General features: G+C 74.8%; 16 protein-coding genes. 14 read left to right on the top strand and 2 right to left on the bottom strand.

Going from position 1 to position 18939, the window contains the following annotated elements; translation table 11 throughout:
• The first annotated feature begins 61 nt into the window (after positions 1–61).
• From ACZ466_RS33735 to ACZ466_RS33720, 4 genes are read left to right on the top strand one after another with little or no spacing between them, the layout of a single operon-like run.
• Positions 62–1663: a PucR family transcriptional regulator gene (locus tag ACZ466_RS33735; protein WP_378290308.1), complete on the top strand. Its 1602-nt coding sequence runs from the start codon at positions 62–64 to the stop codon at positions 1661–1663.
• Positions 1664–1715: 52 nt separating this feature from the next.
• Positions 1716–2834, top strand: coding sequence for a carboxylate-amine ligase (locus tag ACZ466_RS33730; protein ID WP_378290306.1), 1119 nt, complete (start codon positions 1716–1718; stop codon positions 2832–2834).
• 37 nt (positions 2835–2871) lie between these two features.
• Complete coding sequence (locus ACZ466_RS33725) at positions 2872–3537, top strand: class I SAM-dependent methyltransferase (protein ID WP_378290304.1); 666 nt, start codon at positions 2872–2874, stop codon at positions 3535–3537.
• A gap of 10 nt (positions 3538–3547) precedes the next feature.
• Positions 3548–4294: an SDR family oxidoreductase gene (locus tag ACZ466_RS33720; protein WP_378290302.1), complete on the top strand. Its 747-nt coding sequence runs from the start codon at positions 3548–3550 to the stop codon at positions 4292–4294.
• Between the two features lie 254 nt (positions 4295–4548).
• Here ACZ466_RS33720 and ACZ466_RS33715 read toward each other — a convergent pair whose 3' ends face one another.
• Positions 4549–5046, bottom strand: a complete 498-nt coding sequence (locus ACZ466_RS33715; RefSeq protein WP_378290300.1) for a helix-turn-helix transcriptional regulator — start codon at positions 5044–5046, stop codon at positions 4549–4551.
• Positions 5047–5203: 157 nt separating this feature from the next.
• Between ACZ466_RS33715 and ACZ466_RS33710 the strand changes: the two genes are divergently transcribed.
• The 8 genes from ACZ466_RS33710 to ACZ466_RS33675 all read left to right on the top strand — a co-directional run bounded on the left by ACZ466_RS33710 (position 5204) and on the right by ACZ466_RS33675 (position 16113).
• A complete protein-coding gene (locus ACZ466_RS33710) occupies positions 5204–6427 on the top strand; it encodes a coiled-coil domain-containing protein (protein WP_378290298.1) in 1224 nt (407 codons plus the stop codon).
• A 452-nt stretch (positions 6428–6879) separates the two neighbouring features.
• Entirely contained in the window at positions 6880–8925 is a 2046-nt protein-coding gene (locus ACZ466_RS33705) for a serine/threonine-protein kinase (RefSeq protein WP_464044034.1), read from the top strand.
• The gene (locus ACZ466_RS33700; protein WP_378290294.1) at positions 8922–10106 is read left to right on the top strand and encodes a PP2C family protein-serine/threonine phosphatase; all 1185 of its coding nucleotides are present in this window, start codon (positions 8922–8924) and stop codon (positions 10104–10106) included. The genes ACZ466_RS33705 and ACZ466_RS33700 overlap by 4 nt, the downstream gene beginning before the upstream one ends.
• Entirely contained in the window at positions 10103–11410 is a 1308-nt protein-coding gene (locus tag ACZ466_RS33695; protein ID WP_378290292.1) for a vWA domain-containing protein, read from the top strand. The genes ACZ466_RS33700 and ACZ466_RS33695 overlap by 4 nt, the downstream gene beginning before the upstream one ends.
• A 2-nt stretch (positions 11411–11412) precedes the next feature.
• On the top strand, positions 11413–12240 hold the full coding sequence (locus ACZ466_RS33690) for an FHA domain-containing protein (protein WP_378290290.1): 828 nt from the start codon (positions 11413–11415) through the stop codon (positions 12238–12240).
• Positions 12237–13796, top strand: a complete 1560-nt coding sequence (locus ACZ466_RS33685; RefSeq protein ID WP_378290288.1) for a hypothetical protein — start codon at positions 12237–12239, stop codon at positions 13794–13796. Before ACZ466_RS33690 ends, ACZ466_RS33685 begins: the two co-directional genes overlap by 4 nt.
• Before the next feature lie 84 nt (positions 13797–13880).
• Complete coding sequence (locus tag ACZ466_RS33680) at positions 13881–14729, top strand: transporter substrate-binding domain-containing protein (RefSeq protein WP_378290286.1); 849 nt, start codon at positions 13881–13883, stop codon at positions 14727–14729.
• Positions 14730–14901: 172 nt separating this feature from the next.
• Positions 14902–16113 (top strand): hypothetical protein, encoded by a 1212-nt coding sequence (locus tag ACZ466_RS33675; RefSeq protein ID WP_378290284.1) that lies wholly within the window; start codon positions 14902–14904, stop codon positions 16111–16113.
• On the opposite strand, the gene ACZ466_RS33670 is transcribed toward ACZ466_RS33675, so the two are convergent.
• Complete coding sequence (locus ACZ466_RS33670; RefSeq protein WP_378290282.1) at positions 16074–16754, bottom strand: hypothetical protein; 681 nt, start codon at positions 16752–16754, stop codon at positions 16074–16076. The two genes, ACZ466_RS33675 and ACZ466_RS33670, sit on opposite strands and share 40 nt — an antisense overlap.
• A 340-nt stretch (positions 16755–17094) precedes the next feature.
• Between ACZ466_RS33670 and ACZ466_RS33665 the strand changes: the two genes are divergently transcribed.
• Positions 17095–17613: a PH domain-containing protein gene (locus tag ACZ466_RS33665; protein ID WP_378290280.1), complete on the top strand. Its 519-nt coding sequence runs from the start codon at positions 17095–17097 to the stop codon at positions 17611–17613.
• A 124-nt stretch (positions 17614–17737) separates the two neighbouring features.
• On the top strand, positions 17738–18937 hold the full coding sequence (locus ACZ466_RS33660) for a serine hydrolase domain-containing protein (protein ID WP_378290278.1): 1200 nt from the start codon (positions 17738–17740) through the stop codon (positions 18935–18937).
• Positions 18938–18939: the final 2 nt, after the last annotated feature.

Below are 18939 nucleotides of genomic sequence, written 5' to 3'. Positions count from 1 at the left end.
CCAGAGTGTCACGATCCGGGCCGCGGGATTGACGGTGTGCAGCCTTTACACTGTGTAAGCGATGCTTCCGACGCTGGCCGACGTGCTCTGCCTCGACGCCGTGCGGCGAGGCCAGCCGCACGTGGTCGCCGGCGGCGACCGGCTGGACAACCGGGTCCGCTGGGTGCACGTCGCCGAGGTCACCGACATCGCCCACCTGCTGCACGGCGGCGAGCTGGTCCTCACCACCGGGATCGCGCTGCCCGACGACCCGGCCCGGCTGCGCGCCTACATCTCCGAGCTGGCCGAGGTCGGGGTCAGCGGGCTGATGATCGAGCTGGGCCGGCGCTACGCCGAGTCGCTGCCGCCCGCGCTGCTGGCCGCCGCCGAGGACCACCGGCTCCCGGTGGTCATGCTGGCGCACGAGCCGGCGTTCGTGGACATCACCGAGTCGGTGCACGCCCGGATCGTCCAGGACCAGTTCGCCGAGCTGCGCGCCTCCGAGCGGCTGCACGAGATCTTCACCCAGCTGTCGGTCGAGGGCGCCTCCACCGAGGAGGTCGTCCGGCAGGTGACGGCGCTGGGCGGGCATCCGGTCGTCCTGGAGAACCTCTCCCACCAGGTGCTGGCCGCCGACGCCGACGGCCGCGACCCGGCCGAGCTGCTGTCGGCCTGGGAGACCCGGTCCCGCGCCGTGCGGCCCGAGCAGCGCACCGGCTACGACGAGGCGTCCGGCTGGCTGGTCACCATGGTGGGCGCCCGCGGCGAGGACTGGGGCCGCCTGATCATCCCGCTGGGCGCCCCGCCGTCGCCGCGCGAGACCGTGCTGATCGAGCGGGCCGCGACCACCCTGGCCCTGGGGCGCCTCCTCGACCGGCACGCCGAGAGCGTCGAGCGGCAGGCGCACGGCACGATCATCGCCCGCATCCTGGAGCACTCCTACTCCGACCCGCAGGAGGCCACCGCGCGGGCCCGCGCCCTCGGCGTCCCGCTGTCGGGACGGCGGCTGCTGGGCGTGGTGCTGCGCACCCGCGGCCCGGTCCAGCCCGCCGAGATCTCCGAGCTGGCCGAGCTGGCCGCCGCCGCGTGCAAGGACGCCCGGCTGGCCGCCCTGGTCGGCGTGCTGGACGAGGGCGGCCCCGACTCCCGGGTGGGCGTGCTGGCCTCCCTCCCGGCCCGCGCCGACGCCGAGACCGCCCTCACCGCCGTCGCCACCCGCGTCCGCGGCCAGTCCCACGCGGTCATGGCCGCCGGCTCGATGGTGGAGTCGATCCGCGACGTGCGCCGCTCGTTCCTGGAGGCCGACCAGGTCGCCGACGTCGCCAGCCGCTCGTCCGGCGACCGCCTCTTCTACCGCCTCCCCGACCTGCGCCTGCGCGGCCTGCTCCACCTCCTCCGCGACGACGCCCGCATCCAGACCTTCGTCGAACGCGAACTGGGCCCACTGCTGGAGTACGACGCCGAACGCCACGGCGACCTGACCCGCATCCTGCGCCTCTATCTCGACTCCGGCCGCAACAAGGCCGTGGCCGCCCAGCAGGCCCACCTGTCCCGTCCCGCCTTCTACGAACGCCTCCGCCGCATCGAGCGCGTCCTCAGCGCCGACCTGGACGACGTGGAGTCCTGCGTCTCGCTCCACGTGGCCCTTCTGGCCCTGACCTCCCTCCGCCAGGAACGCCCCTGACGGAAAGCCCGCCGTGGCGCGTACGTAAAGAGTCGCTGGGCAGAACCACACAGTGAGACCGCGCACCTTCGGAGTCGAGGAAGAGCTGCTGCTGGTCGACCCCGAGAGCGGGGCACCGCGGCCGATCTGCGACGCGGTGATCCGGTTCGCCCGCGAGAACGGCGGGCCGCCGCCGGCCCCCGCGGGCGACGCGGAGCTCCTCGAGCCCGAGCTGCAGCGGCAGCAGCTGGAGACCCTCACGCCGCCGTGCGTGTCGCTGGACGAGCTCGCCGACCATGTGCGCGGAGGCCGCCGGGCGGCGTCGGCGGCCGCCGCCGGGGCCGGGGCCGCGGTGGCCGCGCTGGCCACCTGCCCGGTCGAGGTGCATCCGTCGCTGACGCCGTCCCTGCGCTACCGGCGGATGGCCGACGCCTACGGGCTCACCGCCGACGAGCAGCTCACCTGCGGCTGCCACGTGCACGTGGGCATCGGCTCCCCGGACGAGGGCGTGGCCGTCCTCGACCGGATCAGGCCGTGGCTCCCGCCGCTGCTGGCGATCAGCGCGAACTCGCCGTTCTGGCAGGGGAACGACTCCGGGTACGCGAGCTGGCGGCAGCAGGTGTGGTGGCGCTGGCCGTCCAGCGGCCCCACCCAGCTGTTCGGCTCGGCGGAGCACTACCGGGCCACGGTGGACGCGCTGCTGGGCACCGGGGCGCTGCTGGACGAGGGCATGGTCTACTTCGACGCCCGGCTGTCGCGGCGCTACCCGACCGTGGAGGTGCGGGTCGCCGACGTGTGCCTGCGCGCGTCGGACACCGTGCTGGTGGCGGCGCTGGTGCGGGCACTGGTCGACACCGCGGCGCGGGAGTGGCGCGCCGACCGCCCTCCGGACCCGGTCCGGACCGATCTGCTGCGGCTGGCGATGTGGCGGGCGAGCCGCTCGGGCCTGGAGGGCGACCTCGTCCATCCCGTGACGCGCCGGGCCGCCCCCGCCCGCGCGGTGATCGGCGCGCTGCTCGACCACGTGCGGCCCGCGCTGGAGCGCTACGGCGACCTGAAGACGACCGAGCGCCTGCTGGCCCAGGTGGCGGAGGAGGGCACCGGGGCATGCCGCCAGCGCCGCGTGCACAAGGAGAAGGGCAGCGTGGCCGAGGTCGTGTCCGACGCGGTCCGCAGGACGACCACGTCCTAGCGGCCAGAAGCTGGTGATCCGCGGCAGAATGCCGGATGTGACTCGGTTGCTGGGCGAGGAGGCGCTGGAACGGTCGCCCGTGGTCGCCAACTGCACGATGAACCGGGAGCGGTCGCTGACCGGCTCCAACGGCTACGGCCGCGAGCTCGGGCTCGACATCGCCGCCGAGCTGGCCGCCGCGCCGGGCGGGGCGCCCGCGCGCTGGCTCGACCTCTGCTGCGGGACGGGCCGCGCCCTGCACGAGGCGGCGGCGCTGCTGGGCGGGGCCGTGGAGATCGTCGGGGTGGATCTGGCCGGGCACTTCGTCCCGGCCGCGGCGCCGCCCGGGCTGACGCTGGTGGAGGCGTCCGTGACGACGTGGGCGCCGGAGGGCCGGTTCGACCTGGTCACGTCGGTGCACGGGCTGCACTACGTGGGCGACAAACTGGGCGTGCTGGCGCGCGCCGCGTCGTGGCTCACCGGCGACGGGCTGCTGATGGCCAGTTTCGACGCGCGTTCCGTCCGGCTCGCGGGCGGGCGGCGGGTCGCGGCCGAGCTGCGGCGGCAGGGTTTCGCCTACGACGCCAGACGGAAGCGGATCTCGATGCGCGGAGGCCGCGAGGTCTGCTTCCCGTACCGCTACCTGGGCGCCGACGACACCGCCGGGCCCAACTACACGGGACAGCCGGCCGTCGACTCGTTCTACGAGGACCGGAGGACGTAGCCTTCGAGGCGTGGATCTTGGATTGAGCGGCCGGCGCGCCGCGGTGGCGGCGGCGAGCAACGGCCTGGGGTTCGCGGCGGCGCGGGCCCTGCTGGCGGAGGGCGCGCGGGTCGCGATCTGCGGCCGGGACCGGGACCGCCTCGACGCGGCGGCCGCGAAGCTGGGCGGGGACGTGCACCCGATCGTCGCGGACGTGGGGACGCCCGAGGGCGCGACCGCGTTCGTCCAGGCATCGCAGGACGCGCTCGGCGGCGTGGACGTCCTGGTGACCAACGCGGGCGGGCCACCGCCCGGCACCTTCGCCTCCACCCCCGTGGACGCCTACGGCTCGGCCCTCGACCTCAACCTCATGTCGGTGGTCGCGATGTGCAAGGCGGCCGTGCCCGCGATGCAGGAGCGCGGCTGGGGACGGGTCGTGGCGATCACCTCGGTCACCGTGCGGCAGCCGAACCCGGCGCTGATCCTGTCGAACACGGCCCGCGCGGGCGCCACCGGCTTCCTCAAGACGCTGGCGCTGGAGGTGGCGCGGGACGGCGTGACCGTGAACTCGCTGCTGCCCGGCTCGCACGCCACCGACCGGCTGCGCCAGGTGCGCGGCGGCGACCTGGAGCAGGTCGCCGCCGCGATCCCGGCGGGCCGCGTGGGCGACCCCGCCGACTTCGGCGCCCTGGTCGCGTTCCTGGCCTCGGACCAGGCCAAGTTCGTGACCGGCAGCGCCCTGGCGGTGGACGGCGGAGAACACGGCGGCCTCCTCTGACCCGAACCGTGGACGCGTGACTAGCAGGGCGGGGCGGGCCACTGCGAGGTGCCCGAGGCCGGGCGATCCCGGGGCGAGCGCAGCATGCCACCCGCCCGGGGGCGTCCGGTGGCACGGGCTCGGGGGCGGGCCGGGCCGCCGCGGGTGCCCCGGGGGTGGGCGGTCCCGCGGCGGCGGTCGGTGCGCCTGGTGTCCGGCTTCGGCCACATCCGGCCGTGGCGCGTGCCCCTGTCGCGCGCGACGGCCGGGGTGGGTCAGGCGGCGGCGGGGGTGCGCCGCTGGAACGGGAGGTAGCGGTCGGCGCGGCGCGGGCGGGCGAGCAGGCCGGTGGCCTCGACCGCGAGGACGCGGTCGAAGCGGAAGGCCCGGACGCCGCGCCGCATCCGGCACCAGCCGACCAGGTACCAGTGGTCGCGGTGCACGAGGCAGGTGACGGGCTCCACCTCGCGGATCGTGACGTTGGCGTCGGCGTCGCCGTAGCAGAGCCGGACGACGCGGTGCTCGGTGATGGCGGCGGCGATGACGCGCGCCCGGTCGGCCGTGGAGGCGTCGAGGGTCGCGGTCAGCGTGCCGAGGGTGGCGGCGACGACGTCGTCGTGGACGTCGAGGTCGAACAGGGCGCGCAGGGCGCGGCGGGCGGTCGTGGCCTGCGGGCCGGTGCCCAGATGGGCGAGGGAGAGCGCGAGTGCGGCGATCTCGCCCGCGGTGAGGTCGGTGCGCTGGTCGGTCCGGTGCGTCGCAACGTTCGCCATGGTTCGATCATACGTTCGAACACTGACATTTTGCAGGCCCATATCGCCCCGGCCCGGGGCCCCTTGAGAAGCCGCCCGGCCATGCGGAACACTGATCCACCAGTGGGTGTAACGGGGGATACAGGGTCAGTGTTGGGCCGATGGGGGCAACCCGCCGATGAACCGTGACGAGGTGGACCGCGCTCTGCGGCACCTGCGGGAGGAGAAGGAGCGCATCGGCGCGGCGCTGCTCGACCTGGAACGGCACTCGGGTTACCGGCTGCTGGAGGGGGCGGCGCTGAGCGGGGAGACGGGCCGTCGCCAGGCCGAGGTGCGGTCCCGCATGGGCGAGCTGTGGACGCTGTTCGACCTGTACGGGCGGACGCTGGGCGAGGCCGAGGAGCTGCGGGCGCGGCACTCGCGTCCGAACGGCGCGCAGCTGGCCGAGCTGGACCGCCTGCTCACGGGCACCTCGGTCGAGCTGCCCGCGGAGGAGGTCCCGCTGGAGCGCCGCACGCTGCTGCAGTCCCCCTCGGGTGAACGGCTGACGCTGCGCGGTGTCGTGGAACGGATGACGGCCCTGTACGAGGAGTCCGCCCGCGCGGTCGCCGCCGTCGACACGGTCTGGTCGGCGCTGCTGGCGCGGCTCGGGTCGGTGGAGGCCGAGCAGCGCGTCGTCGCCGAGATGGCGGAGTCCCTGGGCCTCGCGGAGGACGCGGAGTACCGGCGCGTGCGGGAGGAGCTCGACGCGCGGGCCCGTACGGTGCGCGGCGATCCGATGGCGCTCAGCCGGGACGGCCGCGCCGACACCGCCGACCTGGAGAGGCTGGCCGCCGATCTGGCGCGGCTCAAAGAACGGTTCGCCGAGGCGGTGCGCTTCCGCGCGCGGTACGACGAGCAGGTGGGCCGGGTGCGGAACGCCGTCGGGCGGGTCCGGGCGGCGGAGGAGGACGTGCGCCGCGCCCGTGACGAGGTGCTGGTGAAGATCGCATCTCCGGCGCTGCCAGCGCCGGCCGCGGCGGCGGCCGCGCTGGCCGACCGGCTGGCCGCCCTGCACACGCTGCGCGACCAACGACGCTGGGGCGAACTCGCGGACCGCGCCGCCGATCTCGAACGCGCCACCCGGGACGCGCTGGAACGGGCCCGCGCCGATCTGGGCCTGGTCACCGGCCTGCTGGAGCGGCGCGAGGAGCTGCGCGGGCGGCTCCAGGCCTACAAGGTGAAGGCCGCGCGGCTCGGGCACGCGGAGGACGCCGGCCTGGCCGGGCTTTACGAGGAGGCCCGCGCGGTGCTGTGGTCCTCCCCCTGCGACCTGAGGAAGGCGACCGTGCTGCTGTCGGGCTATCAGCAGGCCATCTCGTCCAAGGCGGACGCGTCCAAGGCGAAGGGAACGGGCGGATGAACGCGCCGACGAACCGGTGCTCGGCGCCGGGCTGCAACGGAACCATCGAAGACGGCTACTGCGTCGTATGCGGTATGGCTGCCACGGCGAGTCCCGGTCCCTCCAGCGGCGGTACGGCGCCGGGCTCGTGCGCCGAGCCGGGCTGCTCCGGCACGATCGTCGACGGTTACTGCGACGTGTGCGGGCACCCGGCCGCGCAGCCCGCCGCGGCGGCGGCGCCCGCCGCGGCGCCCGCGTCCTCGAAGTGCGGGGAACCCGGGTGCTCGGGCACGATCGTGGACGGCTACTGCGACCTGCACGGGCACCCGGCCGCCACCGGCAGCTCTTCGGGGCGCTCCGCGCCGTCGTCGTCGGTGCCGTTCTCCTCCACCGGCGGCACCTACTCCGGTTCCACGCGCTCCGGGTCCACGTCCGGCCGCACCGGGTCCGCGCGGTCGTCGGGACGCCGCGGCATGCTGGGCGCCGGGCTCGTCGAGGTGCCGCGGGTGCCGTACCGCGACCCGTCCACGGCGGTGCTGACCGACCCGCAGGTCGCCGAGCACAAGCGCTTCTGCAGCAACAGCGACTGCGGGGAGGAGGTCGGGCGCAGCCGGGAGGGACGCCCCGGCCGCACCGAGGGATTCTGCCCCAAGTGCCGGACGCGGTTCTCGTTCACGCCCAAGCTCTCACCCGGCGAGGTGATCGGCGGGCAGTACGAGGTGCTCGGCTGCATCGCGCACGGCGGGCTCGGCTGGATCTACCTGGCCAGGGACCGCAACGTCAACGGCCGCTGGGTGGTGCTCAAGGGCCTGCTGGACAGCGGCGACGCCGAAGCGCTCGCCGCCGCCGAGGCCGAGCGCGCGTTCCTGGCCGAGGTCGAGCACCCCAACATCGTCAAGATCTACAACTTCGTGCGGCACGGCGACGCCGGCTACATCGTGATGGAGTACGTCGGCGGCCAGACCCTCAAGGACATCCTGCTGCGCCACCGGCAGGACACCGCGGCCGAGTCGCTCCCGGTCGGCCAGGCGATCGCCTACGGCCTGGAGGTGCTGCAGGCGTTCGGGTACCTGCACGCGCAGGGGCTGGTCTACTGCGACTTCAAGCCCGACAACGTGATCCAGTCCGAGGAGCAGCTGCGGCTGATCGACCTGGGCGGGGTGCGGCGGCTGGACGACCCGGACGGCGCGATCTACGGCACGGTCGGCTACCAGGCCCCCGAGATCGGGGACGACGGCCCGTCGGTGACGTCCGACCTCTACACCGTCGGCCGCGCGCTGGCGGTGCTGAGCTTCCCGTTCAAGGGCTACACCAGGGCCTACGAGCACAGCCTGCCGCCGCGGGCCGAGGTGCCGGTGCTGGCGCTGCACGAGTCGTTCGACCGGCTGCTGCGCCGCGCCACGCACGAGCGGCCGGCGGAGCGGTTCCAGGACGCGGCGGAGATGGCCGAGCAGCTGACCGGCGTGCTGCGGGAGGTGCTGGCGGCCGAGGACGGCGTGCCGCGGCCCGCGCCGTCCGGGCTGTTCGGCCCGGAGCGGGCGGTGCCGGGCACCGACGTGGCCAAGCTGGCCGACGGCGAGGGTGTGCTGCCGCCGGTGCTGCCCGCCGAGGCCGCGGCCGCGCTGCCGATCCCGCTGGTGGACGGGGGCGACCCGGCCGCCGGGTTCCTGGCCGGGCTGACCGCGCTGGACCCGGCGCGGCTGGCGGCGGCGGTGGCGAGCGCGCCGGAGCAGACGCCGGAGGTGCGGCTGGCGCTGGCCCGGGTCCGGATCGAGCTGGGCGCCTTCGCCGAGGCGGGCGAGTTGCTGGACAAGGTCGAGGAGGATCGTCCCGGGGACTGGCGGATCGACTGGTACCGGGCGCTGGCGCTGCTGGCCGGGGGCCGGCCGGCCGACGCCGCCGCGGGGTTCGACCGGCTGTACTCGCGGCTGCCCGGCGAGGCGGCGCCCAAGCTGGCGCTGGCCTGCTGCCTGGAGCGGAGCGCGCCGGAGGAGGCGGCCCGGCTGTACGAGCTGGTCTGGCGCACCGACCGCACCTACATCGGCGCGGCGTTCGGGCTGGCCCGGGTGCGGCTGGCGGCCGGTGACCGCGCCGCGGTGACGGCGGTGCTGGACTCGGTGCCCGAGGTCTCGATCCGGTACGTGTCGGCGCAGGTGGCGGCGCTCGCCACGGCGGTGCGGGACCGTCCGCCCGCCGAGCTCACCCCGGCGGAGCTGGAGCGGGCCGGGTCCCGGCTGGACGGGCTCGGGCTGGAGGGCGAGCGGCACGACCGGCTGGTCGCGGAGATCCTCGAGGCCGCGCTGGACTGGGTGGAGCACGGCACGGGCGCGGCCGTGGGCACGGGCGTCGCGCGGCCGCAGGGCACCGGCGTGCTGCTGGGCGCGCCGCTGAGCGAGGTCCCGCTGCGCCGCAGGCTGGAGCAGACCTACCGTTCACTGGCCCGCCTCACCACCGACCGGGAGGACCGGCGGTGGCTCATCGACTGCGCCAACGCCGTACGGCCGAGGACACTCCTATGACGGGAAACGCCGAGACTATGAAGACCGCCGAGCTGAACTGCCCCTCGTGCGGCGTGGTGGTGTTCCCCGGCGAGGGCTTCTGCGAGGCGTGCGGGCATCGGCTCAGCGACGACGCGGAGGCGGCCGAGGACACCGCGCCGGCGCCGGCCGCCGCGGCGGTGTCTGCGGCGGCGGGCGGCTGCGTCGGCTGCGGCGGGTCCGCGATCGACGCCGACGGCTACTGCGAGCGGTGCGGCCTGCGCCAGCCCGCCGAGCGCGACCACGTGGAGGTGGAGCTGCCGGGACGGGCCGCGGCCGGGGTCAGCGACCGCGGCAAGCGCTACGCCCGCAACGAGGACGCGATGGCGCTGGCCGGGCACGCCGGAGGCGTCGCCGCGGTCGTCTCGGACGGGGTGGGCTCGTCGCCGAACCCCGACGACGCGTCCCGGACCGCCGCCGACACCGCGCTGGCGGAGCTGGTGGCGCGGCTGGCGGACGGTTCCGCGCCGGACGCGGCGATGCGGGCGGCGATCGCCCGCGCGTCCGACGCGGTGGCCGCCCTCGCGGCCTCCCCGGCGGAGGCGCCGTCGTGCACGTTCGTGTCCGCGGTGACCGCGCCGGGGTCGGTCACGGTCGGCTGGATCGGCGACAGCCGCGCCTACTGGCTGCCGTCCGCTGCCCCGGCCGCCCCGAACGGATCGGCGCCGCGGCGGGCGCCCGGACGGGACGCGGGCTCGCCGCTCGACACCCTCGACCCGGCGGAGGCCGACCGGCCCGAGCTGCGCGCGTCCCGGGCGCTCACCACCGACGACTCCTGGGCCGCGTACATGATCGCGGAGGGGACGCTGACGGAGGCCGAGGCCGAGGTCCACCCGAACGCGCACGTCATCACCGGCTGGCTGGGCGCCGACAACGACGACCTCCGGCCGCACGTCGCCACCTTCGTCCCCGACCCGGACGTGCCGGGCACGCTGCTGGTCTGCAGCGACGGGCTGTGGAACTACCTGCCCGGCGCGGAGGACCTGGCCGCGGTGCTGGCGGAGGCCGCGGCCGACCCGGCGGCCGACCCGCTCGGCGCCGCGCGGGCGCTGGTACGCCGCGCCCTGGACGCCGGCGGGCGCGACAACATCACCGTCGCCGTGATCCCGCTGCCCGCACGGACCACCACCTCCCCTTCGAGCCCCCTGGAGCACGCGCGTTGAGCGAGCAGCCGCAGTTCAGCATCAAGGTCGACCAGAACAAGTTCCTGCCCGAGGGCGGCCGCGAGGTGCACGCCATCGTGTCGGTGGAGGCGACCGGCGCGCCCGTCGCCAGCGCCGCCCCGGCCTCGGCCGCCGAAGTGATCCTCATCGACACCTCGGGGTCGATGTCGTACCCGGACACCAAGCTGCGCTCGGCCATCGCCGCCGCGCAGATCGCGATCGACACCATCCGCGACGGCGTCCACTTCGCGGTCGTGTCCGGCGCGAACTCGGCCGCCATGGTCTACCCGCGCAGCGCCGTGCTGGTGCGCGCCGACGCCCGCACCCGCCAGGAGGCCAAGCACGCGCTCAGCCGGCTCCAGGCGTCCGGCGGCACCGCGATCGGCTCCTGGCTGCGGCTGGCCGACGAGCTGTTCGACCCGCACCAGGACGGCATCCGCCACGCGATCCTGCTGACCGACGGCAAGAACCAGCACGAGACCGCCGAGCAGCTGGACGCGGTGCTGTCGCGCTGCACGGGACGGTTCGTCTGCGACTGCCGCGGCGTGGGCACCGACTGGGAGGTCGCGGAGCTGCGCAAGATCTCCTCGGCGCTGCTCGGCAGCGTCGACATCGTCGCCGACCCGCAGGACCTGGTGGCCGACTTCCAGGCGATGACCGAGGCGGCCATGGGCAAGAACGTCGCCGATGTCGCACTGCGCGTCTGGACGCCGCAGACCGCCCGGCTCCGCTTCGTCAAGCAGGTGATGCCGACGGTGGAGGACCTCACCGGCAGGCGCGCCGAGGCGGGCCCGCAGGCGGGCGACTACCCGATCGGGGCGTGGGGCGCCGAGAGCCGCGACTACCACGTCAGCGTGGAGGTGCCGCCGGGCGAGGTCGGCAAGGAGCTGCGCGCCGCGTGGGTCAAGCTGGTCGTCCCGGGCGCCCCGGGCGAGGAGCCGCAGGTGCTGGCCACCGCGAACGTCCTCGCGCAGTGGACCGACGACGAGGCCGCCTCCACCAGGATCAACGCGCGGGTGGCGCACTACACCGGGCAGGCCGAGCTGGCCGAGGTCATCCAGGAGGGCCTGCAGGCCCGCAAGGACGGCGATCTGGACACCGCCACCGCGCGCCTCGGGCGGGCGGTGGCGCTGGCCGACGAGGCGGGCAACGAGGCGACGAGCAGGCTGCTGCGCAAGGTCGTGGACGTGGTGGACCCGGCCACCGGCACGGTGCGGCTGAAGAAGAACGTCGACAAGGCCGACGAGATGTCGCTGGACACGCGATCGTCCAAGACCGTCCGGACCCGCAAGGGCGAGGGCTGAGCATGGCGATCTGTCCCGGCGGCCACACGTCCTCCGCCGCCGACTACTGCGACGTGTGCGGTGAGCGGATCGGCGGCGCCCCGGTCTCGGCCCCGTCCGCTTCGGGCCCGCCGGGCGGGCGGCCGACCGGCACGATGGAGCTGTCGGCCTCGGCCGGCGGCACGCCCTGCCCCGACTGCGGCACCCCGGCCAGCGACCGCTTCTGCGAGGAGTGCGGGTACGACTTCGCCACGGGTGGCGGCGCGCCCACCCCGGCCGCACCGCCCGCGCCGTCCCCGCCGCCTCCCCCGTCCCCCGATTCCGGCCCCGTGTCCGGCCCTGTGTCCGGTCCCGTGCCGGGCGCGCCGGAGCGGGCGGCGACCGGCACAGGACCTCTGGCCACGGGCGGCTCGCGCGGCACGGGCGGCGGCGCCGGCACCGGCTGGGTCGCGGTCATCACCGCCGACCGCGCGTACTACGACGCGGTCCTCGCCGAGCTCGAACCCGACGCCGGGGTGATCGCCTTCCCGCCGTACTGCCCCGAGCGGCGGGTGCCGATCCGCGGCGAGCAGATCCGCATCGGACGGCACAGCGCGTCCCGGGGCCTCACCCCCGAGATCGACCTGCGGGTCGCGCCGGAGGACCCGGGCGTCTCGCACGTCCACGCGGTGCTGCTGGCCCGTCCCGGCGGCTCCTGGGTGCTGGTCGACCCCGGGTCGACCAACGGCACCAGCCTCAACGGCTCGACCGCGACGATCCCGCTCAACGTGGAGGTGCCGGTCGGGGACGGCGACCGCATCCACGTCGGGGTCTGGACCACGATCACCCTCAGGAAGGGCGGGGCGTCATGACGGCCGTACAGCAGCCGCACGCACGACCGCAGGGCCAGGGCCAGGCTCCGGTGCCCGCGCCCGGCGCGGGCGGCGGGCCGCCCGCACAGGCGCGGCGGCGCCGGTCGGGCGTGCGCAGGCCGCCGTCGCCGCAGCCGTCCGGGCGGTCCCGGTTCCGGCTGGTGCCGCGCACGGTGGCGGGACGGGTCCGCGCGCTGACGAGTGTCACCGTGCTGTCCCTGGCGGGCCTGCTGGCGGTCACCGCGATCGCGGTCGGCAACGCGCGCGACGGCGTCCGGGTGATCGGCCACGACGCGGGGCCGCAGGTGGTGGCGACCGGCAACCTGTACTTCCACCTCACCAACATGGACGCCCAGCTCGCCAACGCGCTGCTGATCGGCGACACGCGGAACCTCGGCATGCGCCGCGAGCAGGCGCTGCAGGGCTTCGACCAGAGCCGGGAGGCCGCGGGCGACGCGCTGCTGCGCGCCGCGAAGCTGGCCGACGAGCCCACCGAGGAGCGCACCGCGCGCGAGTCCCTCAACGCGCTGGCCCGGTACGAGCGGCTGGCCGGGCAGGCGCTGCTGCTCGACCAGCGGGCCCCGCACGAGGCCGGTCCGCCGCAGCAGGAGGTCATCGGGATCTACCGGCAGGCGACCGACCTGATGAAGCTGGACCTGCTGCCCAAGGCCTACAACCTGACGCTCGACAACGGCACGCTCGTCCGCAAGACCTACGAGTCCGAGCGCAGCGCCGTGCAGGCCGGCCAGGTGTGGGTGCTGGTGCTGGGGCTGCTGACGCTGGCGCTGCTGCTCGCCCTGCAGTTCTTCCTGTTCGTCCGGTTCCGGCGGCTGCTGAACCCGGCGCTGGCGGTGAGCACCGCCGTGGTGCTGGTGCTGGTGGGGGCGAGCACGGTCATGCTGCTCGGCCAGGAGCGCCACCTGCGCACCGCCAAGAGCGACGGCTTCGACTCGCTGCTGGCGCTGTCGCGGGCGCGGGCGATCAGCACCAGCGCCAACGCCGACGAGACCCGCTACCTCGTCGACCCGGGCCGCGCCGACACCTACGAGCAGGTCTACCTCAGCAAGTCGCAGACCGTGCTGTACCGGGCGGACGGCAACAACCTCACCCGCTACAACCAGGCGATCCAGCGCGACCTCGGCAAGCCCGGCCTCGACCCGGCCAGGGACCGGTTCCTCGGGTTCCTGGGCCGGGAGGCCGACTACGGCGACCTCCCCGGGCAGCCGGAGGTCTACACCGAGGTGCTGCGGAACTACCGCGCCTTCCAGCAGAGCGACTCGCGGGTGCGGGCCCTGGCGCGGGCTGGGCAGACCGGCAACGCCGTGCAGGCGCGGCTGGGCGGCGGCTCCGGCGGACTCTCCTCCGACCGGGACTTCCGGACCTACGACCAGTCGCTGACCAAGCTGATCAAGATTCACGACGACGCGTTCAACGAGGCCGTCCGCAAGGGCGACGCGGGGACCCGGGGCTGGAACGTGGTGCTGCCGGTGGTGGGGCTGGTCCTGGTCGGTCTCATCCTGGGCGGCGTACGGCCGCGCCTGGCGGAGTACCGGTGAGCCCGATCCCCGTGAACCGGGCCGCGGCCCTGCCGCGGACGTGGCGGCGCGGACGTCGAGGCGTCCGACGAGGTGAGGGAGCGGATGATGCGAGAACGCCGGGCCGGCCTCCTGGCCGCCCTGTCCGCCGCGGCGGCCCTGCTGGCGGGGGCCTGCGGCGTCGCGAACGCCGGGGAGGAGTCCGTCGCCGACAAGGACGCCCTGGTCATCGGGGTCAACACCGACCAGCCCGGGCTGAGCTCCCAGGAGGGCGGCGGCGCCTACGCCGGCTTCGACGTGGACGTCGCCCGCGAGATCGCCCGGCGGCTGGGCGCGACGGTCGCTTTCAGGCCCGTCACCTCGGCCACCCGTGAGACGAGGCTGCGGAGCGGCGACGTCGACCTGGTGGTCGCCAGCTACTCCATCACCCCGCAGCGCAAGACCCTGGTGGCCTTCGCGGGCCCGTACTACGTCGCCCACCAGGACATCCTGGTCCGCGGGTCCGACGCCGGCGCGGTCAAGAACGTGCGCGATCTGGAGGGCCGGCGGCTGTGCCACGTGCGGGGCTCCGTCTCCTACCCCCGCGTCCAGGAGGAGAAGGGCGTCGCCGTGCTCCCCGCGGACGCCGACGGTTACGACCACTGCCTGCAGCGGCTCTCGGCCGGGGAGCTGGACGCGGTCTCCACCGACGACCTGATCCTGGCGGGCCTGGCCGCCAAGGCCGCCAAGGAGGGGCGGGGCGGGCCGCCGCTGCGGATCGTGAACGCGCCGATCTCCGACGAGCCGTACGGGGTCGGCATCGCGCGCGGCGACCTGGACGGCTGCGAGGCGGTCAACCGGGCGATCACCGGCATGTACCAGGACGGCACCGCCGCGCGCCTGCTGAAGACCTGGTTCGGGCCCTCCGGTCTGCGCGTGACGACGACGGTCCCGCAGTTCGAGGGATGCGATTAGCCCGGATCATTGCGCTTCGTCCCATCCCAAAACCGGCCTGGCCGGGACGGTTCGGAACCCTGCGGTCAGTGAGATCAGTCGGTTACGTAAGTGCCCGAATCGGTGCATGATCGTAAGTTATGGTCGCGATCAAAACCCCTTCCGTCAATCGCGACCGGCCCCGAGGAGTTTCATGACGACGGTCATCCTGGTCGTGATGTGCCTGGTGGTCGGGGCCCTTGAGCTGTACGCCGGCAAGCAGAGCAAGGACCAGGCCCGCGCCTTCGTCCGCCGCATCGAGGAGCTGAACGACCAGGTCACCAAGCAGAACAACGTGCTGGTCACGGTGGGCGAGCAGCTCACCGCCGAGCTGTCGAAGGTCAAGCGGGACACGCTGCCGGCGCTGGACGCGCGGCTGCGCTCGCAGACCGGCCAGGTCGAGGAGCTGGCCACGCTGGTGCACCAGGCCGACGAGTACCTGCGGGCGCAGGCCGGGCGGCTGCACGACCTGGAGAAGCAGCGGATCACGCTGGCCGCGCTGCGCCGCAAGCTCGCCGAGGTGGAGACCTCCGTGCGCTCGTTCACCCGGGCGGGCACGGCCGCGGTGGAGAGCAAGGTGGACACCGCCCTGGACCGGCTGGCCGACCTGGAGCGCGGCGGCGAGGAGATCCTGGAGCTCCAGCGCACCCTGACCCGCACGCTGGAGGAGGTCGAGGACGTCGTCGCCGAGCTGCTGCGCTTCACCGAGAGCGAGCTGGACGAGTCGGCCGGCGCGGCGCTGGCCGGACGGCCCCGCAGCCCGTCCGACGACGGCGCCGCGGTGCGCGCCACCGGCCGACTGTGGACACGGGACGGCCAGCTGGACGACATCCTCACCGAGATGTACGAGCGGTGCGTGCGCGCGGCCCGGCTGAACATCCGGTTCCGGACCTCGGAGGGGCCCGGCGGCGCCGCGCCCGGAACCTCCGAGCAGCGCCGCTACTTCCTCGCCGGGCAGCACGTCGAGGACCTCATCGGCGGGTTCACCGCGCTGCTCATCTCGACCGGCGCGGATCTGCCGCACAACGGCACGGGCGAGCGTCAGCGTCCCGGCTCCCTGGCCCGCGTCCAACCAGGCCAGGGCCTGCCGCCGGGCGTGGAGCCGACCCGGCCGCCCGAGGACGAGGCGGCGCTCAAGGCGCTGCTGCGGACGCTGTTCGAGAGCAACGGCGCCATCGCCCAGATCGGCCCGCTGATGGTGGTCCGGACCCGGGACGAGCTGCTGTGCGCCGTCCTGACGCCGCCGCAGTCACTGGAGATGGAGAGCGACGAGGTCTTCTGGGACCCGGCGGCGGCCACGGTGCGGCTGCGGCGGCTGCCGTCCCATCAGCTGTGGGACCTCACCGCCTGGGCCGCGACGCCGTAGGCCCGCACGGTGCGCTCGGAAGGGGCGCCGAGCCGGACGAACAGCGGGCACAGCGGGGCCCGCGTCTCCTGGTCGATCTCCGCGCACAGCCCGACCCCGGCGGCCCGGTCGAGGAAGACGACGTTGTGGACGGCGCGGGCGGCCCGTACCGCGTAGGGCACCGAGTCGGCGTCGGCGGGTTCGAGCAGCTCCTCGAAGGTGAGGCGGCGGGCGAAGCGCAGCAGCGCCTCGGCGTCCACGATCCGGGTGCCGACGGCGGCGGCCGGTCCGGCGATGACGATGCCGAAGCTGGGGTCCTCGCGGCCGCGCACGTAGATCTCCCGGTCGGGTTCGAGGCCGTGGCGGCGCTCGGCCAGGTGCAGCCCGAACCCGGCGTCGCCGTTGAGGAACGCGGGCGCGCCGAAACCGTACGAGCTCTGCGCGGCGGCCGAGCCCGGGACGCGCAGCGCGCCGTCGGGCTGCCGCCAGCCGGGCAGGTAGATGCTGAGGCCGCGCATCAGGAGCCGCCAGACGGGCCGCCCGGTGACGTCGGGGACGAACTCGCCCTGCGCGCCGCGCGCGCCCTCATGGTCGTCCTGGCCCTCGGGATCGTGATCTGCGGGAAGCTCGGGGAGCGGAGGCGCCGTTCGCGGGACGGGCACCGGCGGCCGCGCGGGCGCCGCTGCCGCCTCGGGAACCGGGCCGGGCTGAGGCTGAGACGGTGCGCCCTCTGGCGGCTGCGGCGGGGTCTCCCGCGCCTCCGGCGGCCGGGGCTGCTGTGGACGGGATACGAGAAGCCGGTCCGGCCATGGCTCCTGCCGCCCCCGAGAGGGCTCCCGCGCGCCGTCCATAACGACCATCTTGTGGCGCCGGAGCCACGCGCACAAGGGCGCCGCCGATCATCGTGGGAGGCGGGGCCGCACGGTACCCTGATGGGGTCCGCCCCATCTCGCGGGCATCTCGTGGACGCATCACGACGCGCGGCGGGAGCGGCTCGGCCCCATGAACATGCAGGACCTGATGGTCTACCGCGACCAGAGTTCGCGGACCGTCGACAAGTACCTCATGGCCCACGAGGGACGGGTCATCGCGGTGCGGCGCCATCCCGCCGTCCTGCTGCTGCCCCTCGGGTTCGCGCTGGGCGGCCTGATCCTGTGCGCGTTCGCCGCCACGATCACCGGCGTGCTGTGGCTCTGGTGGGTGTGGCTGGCCGCCCTCGGCTACCTGGGCTGGAAGGTCCTCGCCTGGTCGGTGGAGTTCTTCCTGGTCACCGAGCACCGGGTGATGGTCGTCAGCGGCGTCCTCAACCGGAACGTGGCGATGATGCCGCTGGCCAAGGTCACCGACATCGCCCTGGAACGTTCGCTGGGCGGGCGGCTGCTGGGGTACGGCGAGTTCGTCATGGAGTCCGCCGGCCAGAAGCAGGCGCTGCGGAACGTGGGCTTCATGCCCTACCCGGAGCAGCTCTACCTGGAGGTCTCCGGTGTCATCTTCGGCGCCGAGGACGAGTCCCCCGACTGATCCCGGCCGTCTCTCTCGGCCCGCCCCTTGACGCCCCCGCCGATGAGTTCGCGGCGCTCCCCCGGTCTACCCCCAGAACGGATGGTCCCGGCTACGGGAGCGGAGCGAACGGAGCGTGCGAACGATGAACGGCAACGGCGGCTTCTCCAAGCGGCGTCTGGACCGCATGCGCGAGGTCATGACCGGCCATGTCGAGGCGGGGCGGGTGCCGGGCGCCGTGACGCTCCTCGCCCGGCACGGCGAGGTGCTGGTGGACGCCATCGGCTCCCCCGCGCTCGGCGGCGCGGAGCCGATCCACCCCGGCACCATCTTCCGGATCAGCTCCATGAGCAAGCCGGTCACGGCCGTGGCGGCGCTGATCCTGGTCGAGGAGTGCCGGCTGCGGCTGGACGAGCCGGTGGACCGGCTGCTGCCCGAGCTGGCCGATCGCCGCGTGCTGCGCGCCCCGGACGCCGAGGTGGACGACACCGTCCCGGCCCACCGCCCGATCACCGTGCGGGACCTGCTCGACTTCCGCTGCGGCCTCGGCATGATCTTCGAGCCGGAGGCGTTCGGCTACCCGATCTACCGTGCGGCGCAGGAGCTGGGGGTCACCGGGTTCGGGCCGCCCGACCCTCGCACCCCGCACTCCCCCGACGAGTGGGCGCGGCTGGTCGGCACGCTGCCGCTGGTGTGCCAGCCGGGCGAGCGCTGGCTCTACAACACCGGCTCGTACCTGCTGAGCGTGCTGGTCGCGCGGGCGTCCGGGCAGCCGTTCGAGGCGTTCCTGCGCGAGCGGATCTTCGAGCCGCTGGGCATGAAGGACACCGGCTTCAGCGTCCCGGCCGCCGAGCTGGACCGCCTGGCCACCGCCTACCAGGTGGCCGAGGACGGCACGCTGCGGGAGTACGACTCGCCCCGCGACAGCGGCTGGGCGCGGCCGCCCGCCTTCCCCGACGGCGGCGGCGGGCTGGTCTCGACCGCCGGCGACTACCTCGCGTTCGCGGGGATGCTGCTCGGCAAGGGGACGTACCGGGGCGAGCGCGTCCTGTCGCGGCCCGCCGTGGAGCTGATGACCTCCGACCAGCTCACCGGGGCGCAGCGGCGGGAGGCGTTCGGCGACGCGTCGAGCTGGGGCCTCGGCGTGTCCGTGGCCCTGCGCCGCGACCGCCTGTCCACCACGCCGGGCCGGTACGGCTGGGACGGCGGCCTCGGCACGAGCTGGTACAACGACCCGGCCGAGGACCTGGTGGCGATCCTGATGACGCAGCGCGCCGAGTTCCCCGACGTGAACCCGGTGTGGCTGGACTTCTGGACGGGCGTCTACCAGGCCATCGACGACTAGGG

Source organism: Actinomadura rugatobispora (assembly GCF_055379765.1).
This window is presented reverse-complemented; position numbering and strand designations above follow the sequence as displayed.

What these genes read in the sequence shown, in the direction of transcription:
- ACZ466_RS33690 (WP_378290290.1), top strand. Translation starts at nt 11,413, where the DNA reads ATGGCGATCTGTCCCGGCGGCCACACGTCCTCCGCCGCCGACTACTGC.
- ACZ466_RS33665 (WP_378290280.1), top strand. Translation starts at nt 17,095, where the DNA reads ATGAACATGCAGGACCTGATGGTCTACCGCGACCAGAGTTCGCGGACC.
- ACZ466_RS33735 (WP_378290308.1), top strand. Translation starts at nt 62, where the DNA reads ATGCTTCCGACGCTGGCCGACGTGCTCTGCCTCGACGCCGTGCGGCGA.
- ACZ466_RS33705 (WP_464044034.1), top strand. Translation starts at nt 6,880, where the DNA reads ATGCTGGGCGCCGGGCTCGTCGAGGTGCCGCGGGTGCCGTACCGCGAC.
- ACZ466_RS33680 (WP_378290286.1), top strand. Translation starts at nt 13,881, where the DNA reads ATGATGCGAGAACGCCGGGCCGGCCTCCTGGCCGCCCTGTCCGCCGCG.
- ACZ466_RS33685 (WP_378290288.1), top strand. Translation starts at nt 12,237, where the DNA reads ATGACGGCCGTACAGCAGCCGCACGCACGACCGCAGGGCCAGGGCCAG.
- ACZ466_RS33660 (WP_378290278.1), top strand. Translation starts at nt 17,738, where the DNA reads ATGAACGGCAACGGCGGCTTCTCCAAGCGGCGTCTGGACCGCATGCGC.
- ACZ466_RS33715 (WP_378290300.1), bottom strand. Translation starts at nt 5,046, where the DNA reads ATGGCGAACGTTGCGACGCACCGGACCGACCAGCGCACCGACCTCACC.
- ACZ466_RS33675 (WP_378290284.1), top strand. Translation starts at nt 14,902, where the DNA reads ATGACGACGGTCATCCTGGTCGTGATGTGCCTGGTGGTCGGGGCCCTT.
- ACZ466_RS33710 (WP_378290298.1), top strand. Translation starts at nt 5,204, where the DNA reads ATGAACCGTGACGAGGTGGACCGCGCTCTGCGGCACCTGCGGGAGGAG.
- ACZ466_RS33700 (WP_378290294.1), top strand. Translation starts at nt 8,922, where the DNA reads ATGACGGGAAACGCCGAGACTATGAAGACCGCCGAGCTGAACTGCCCC.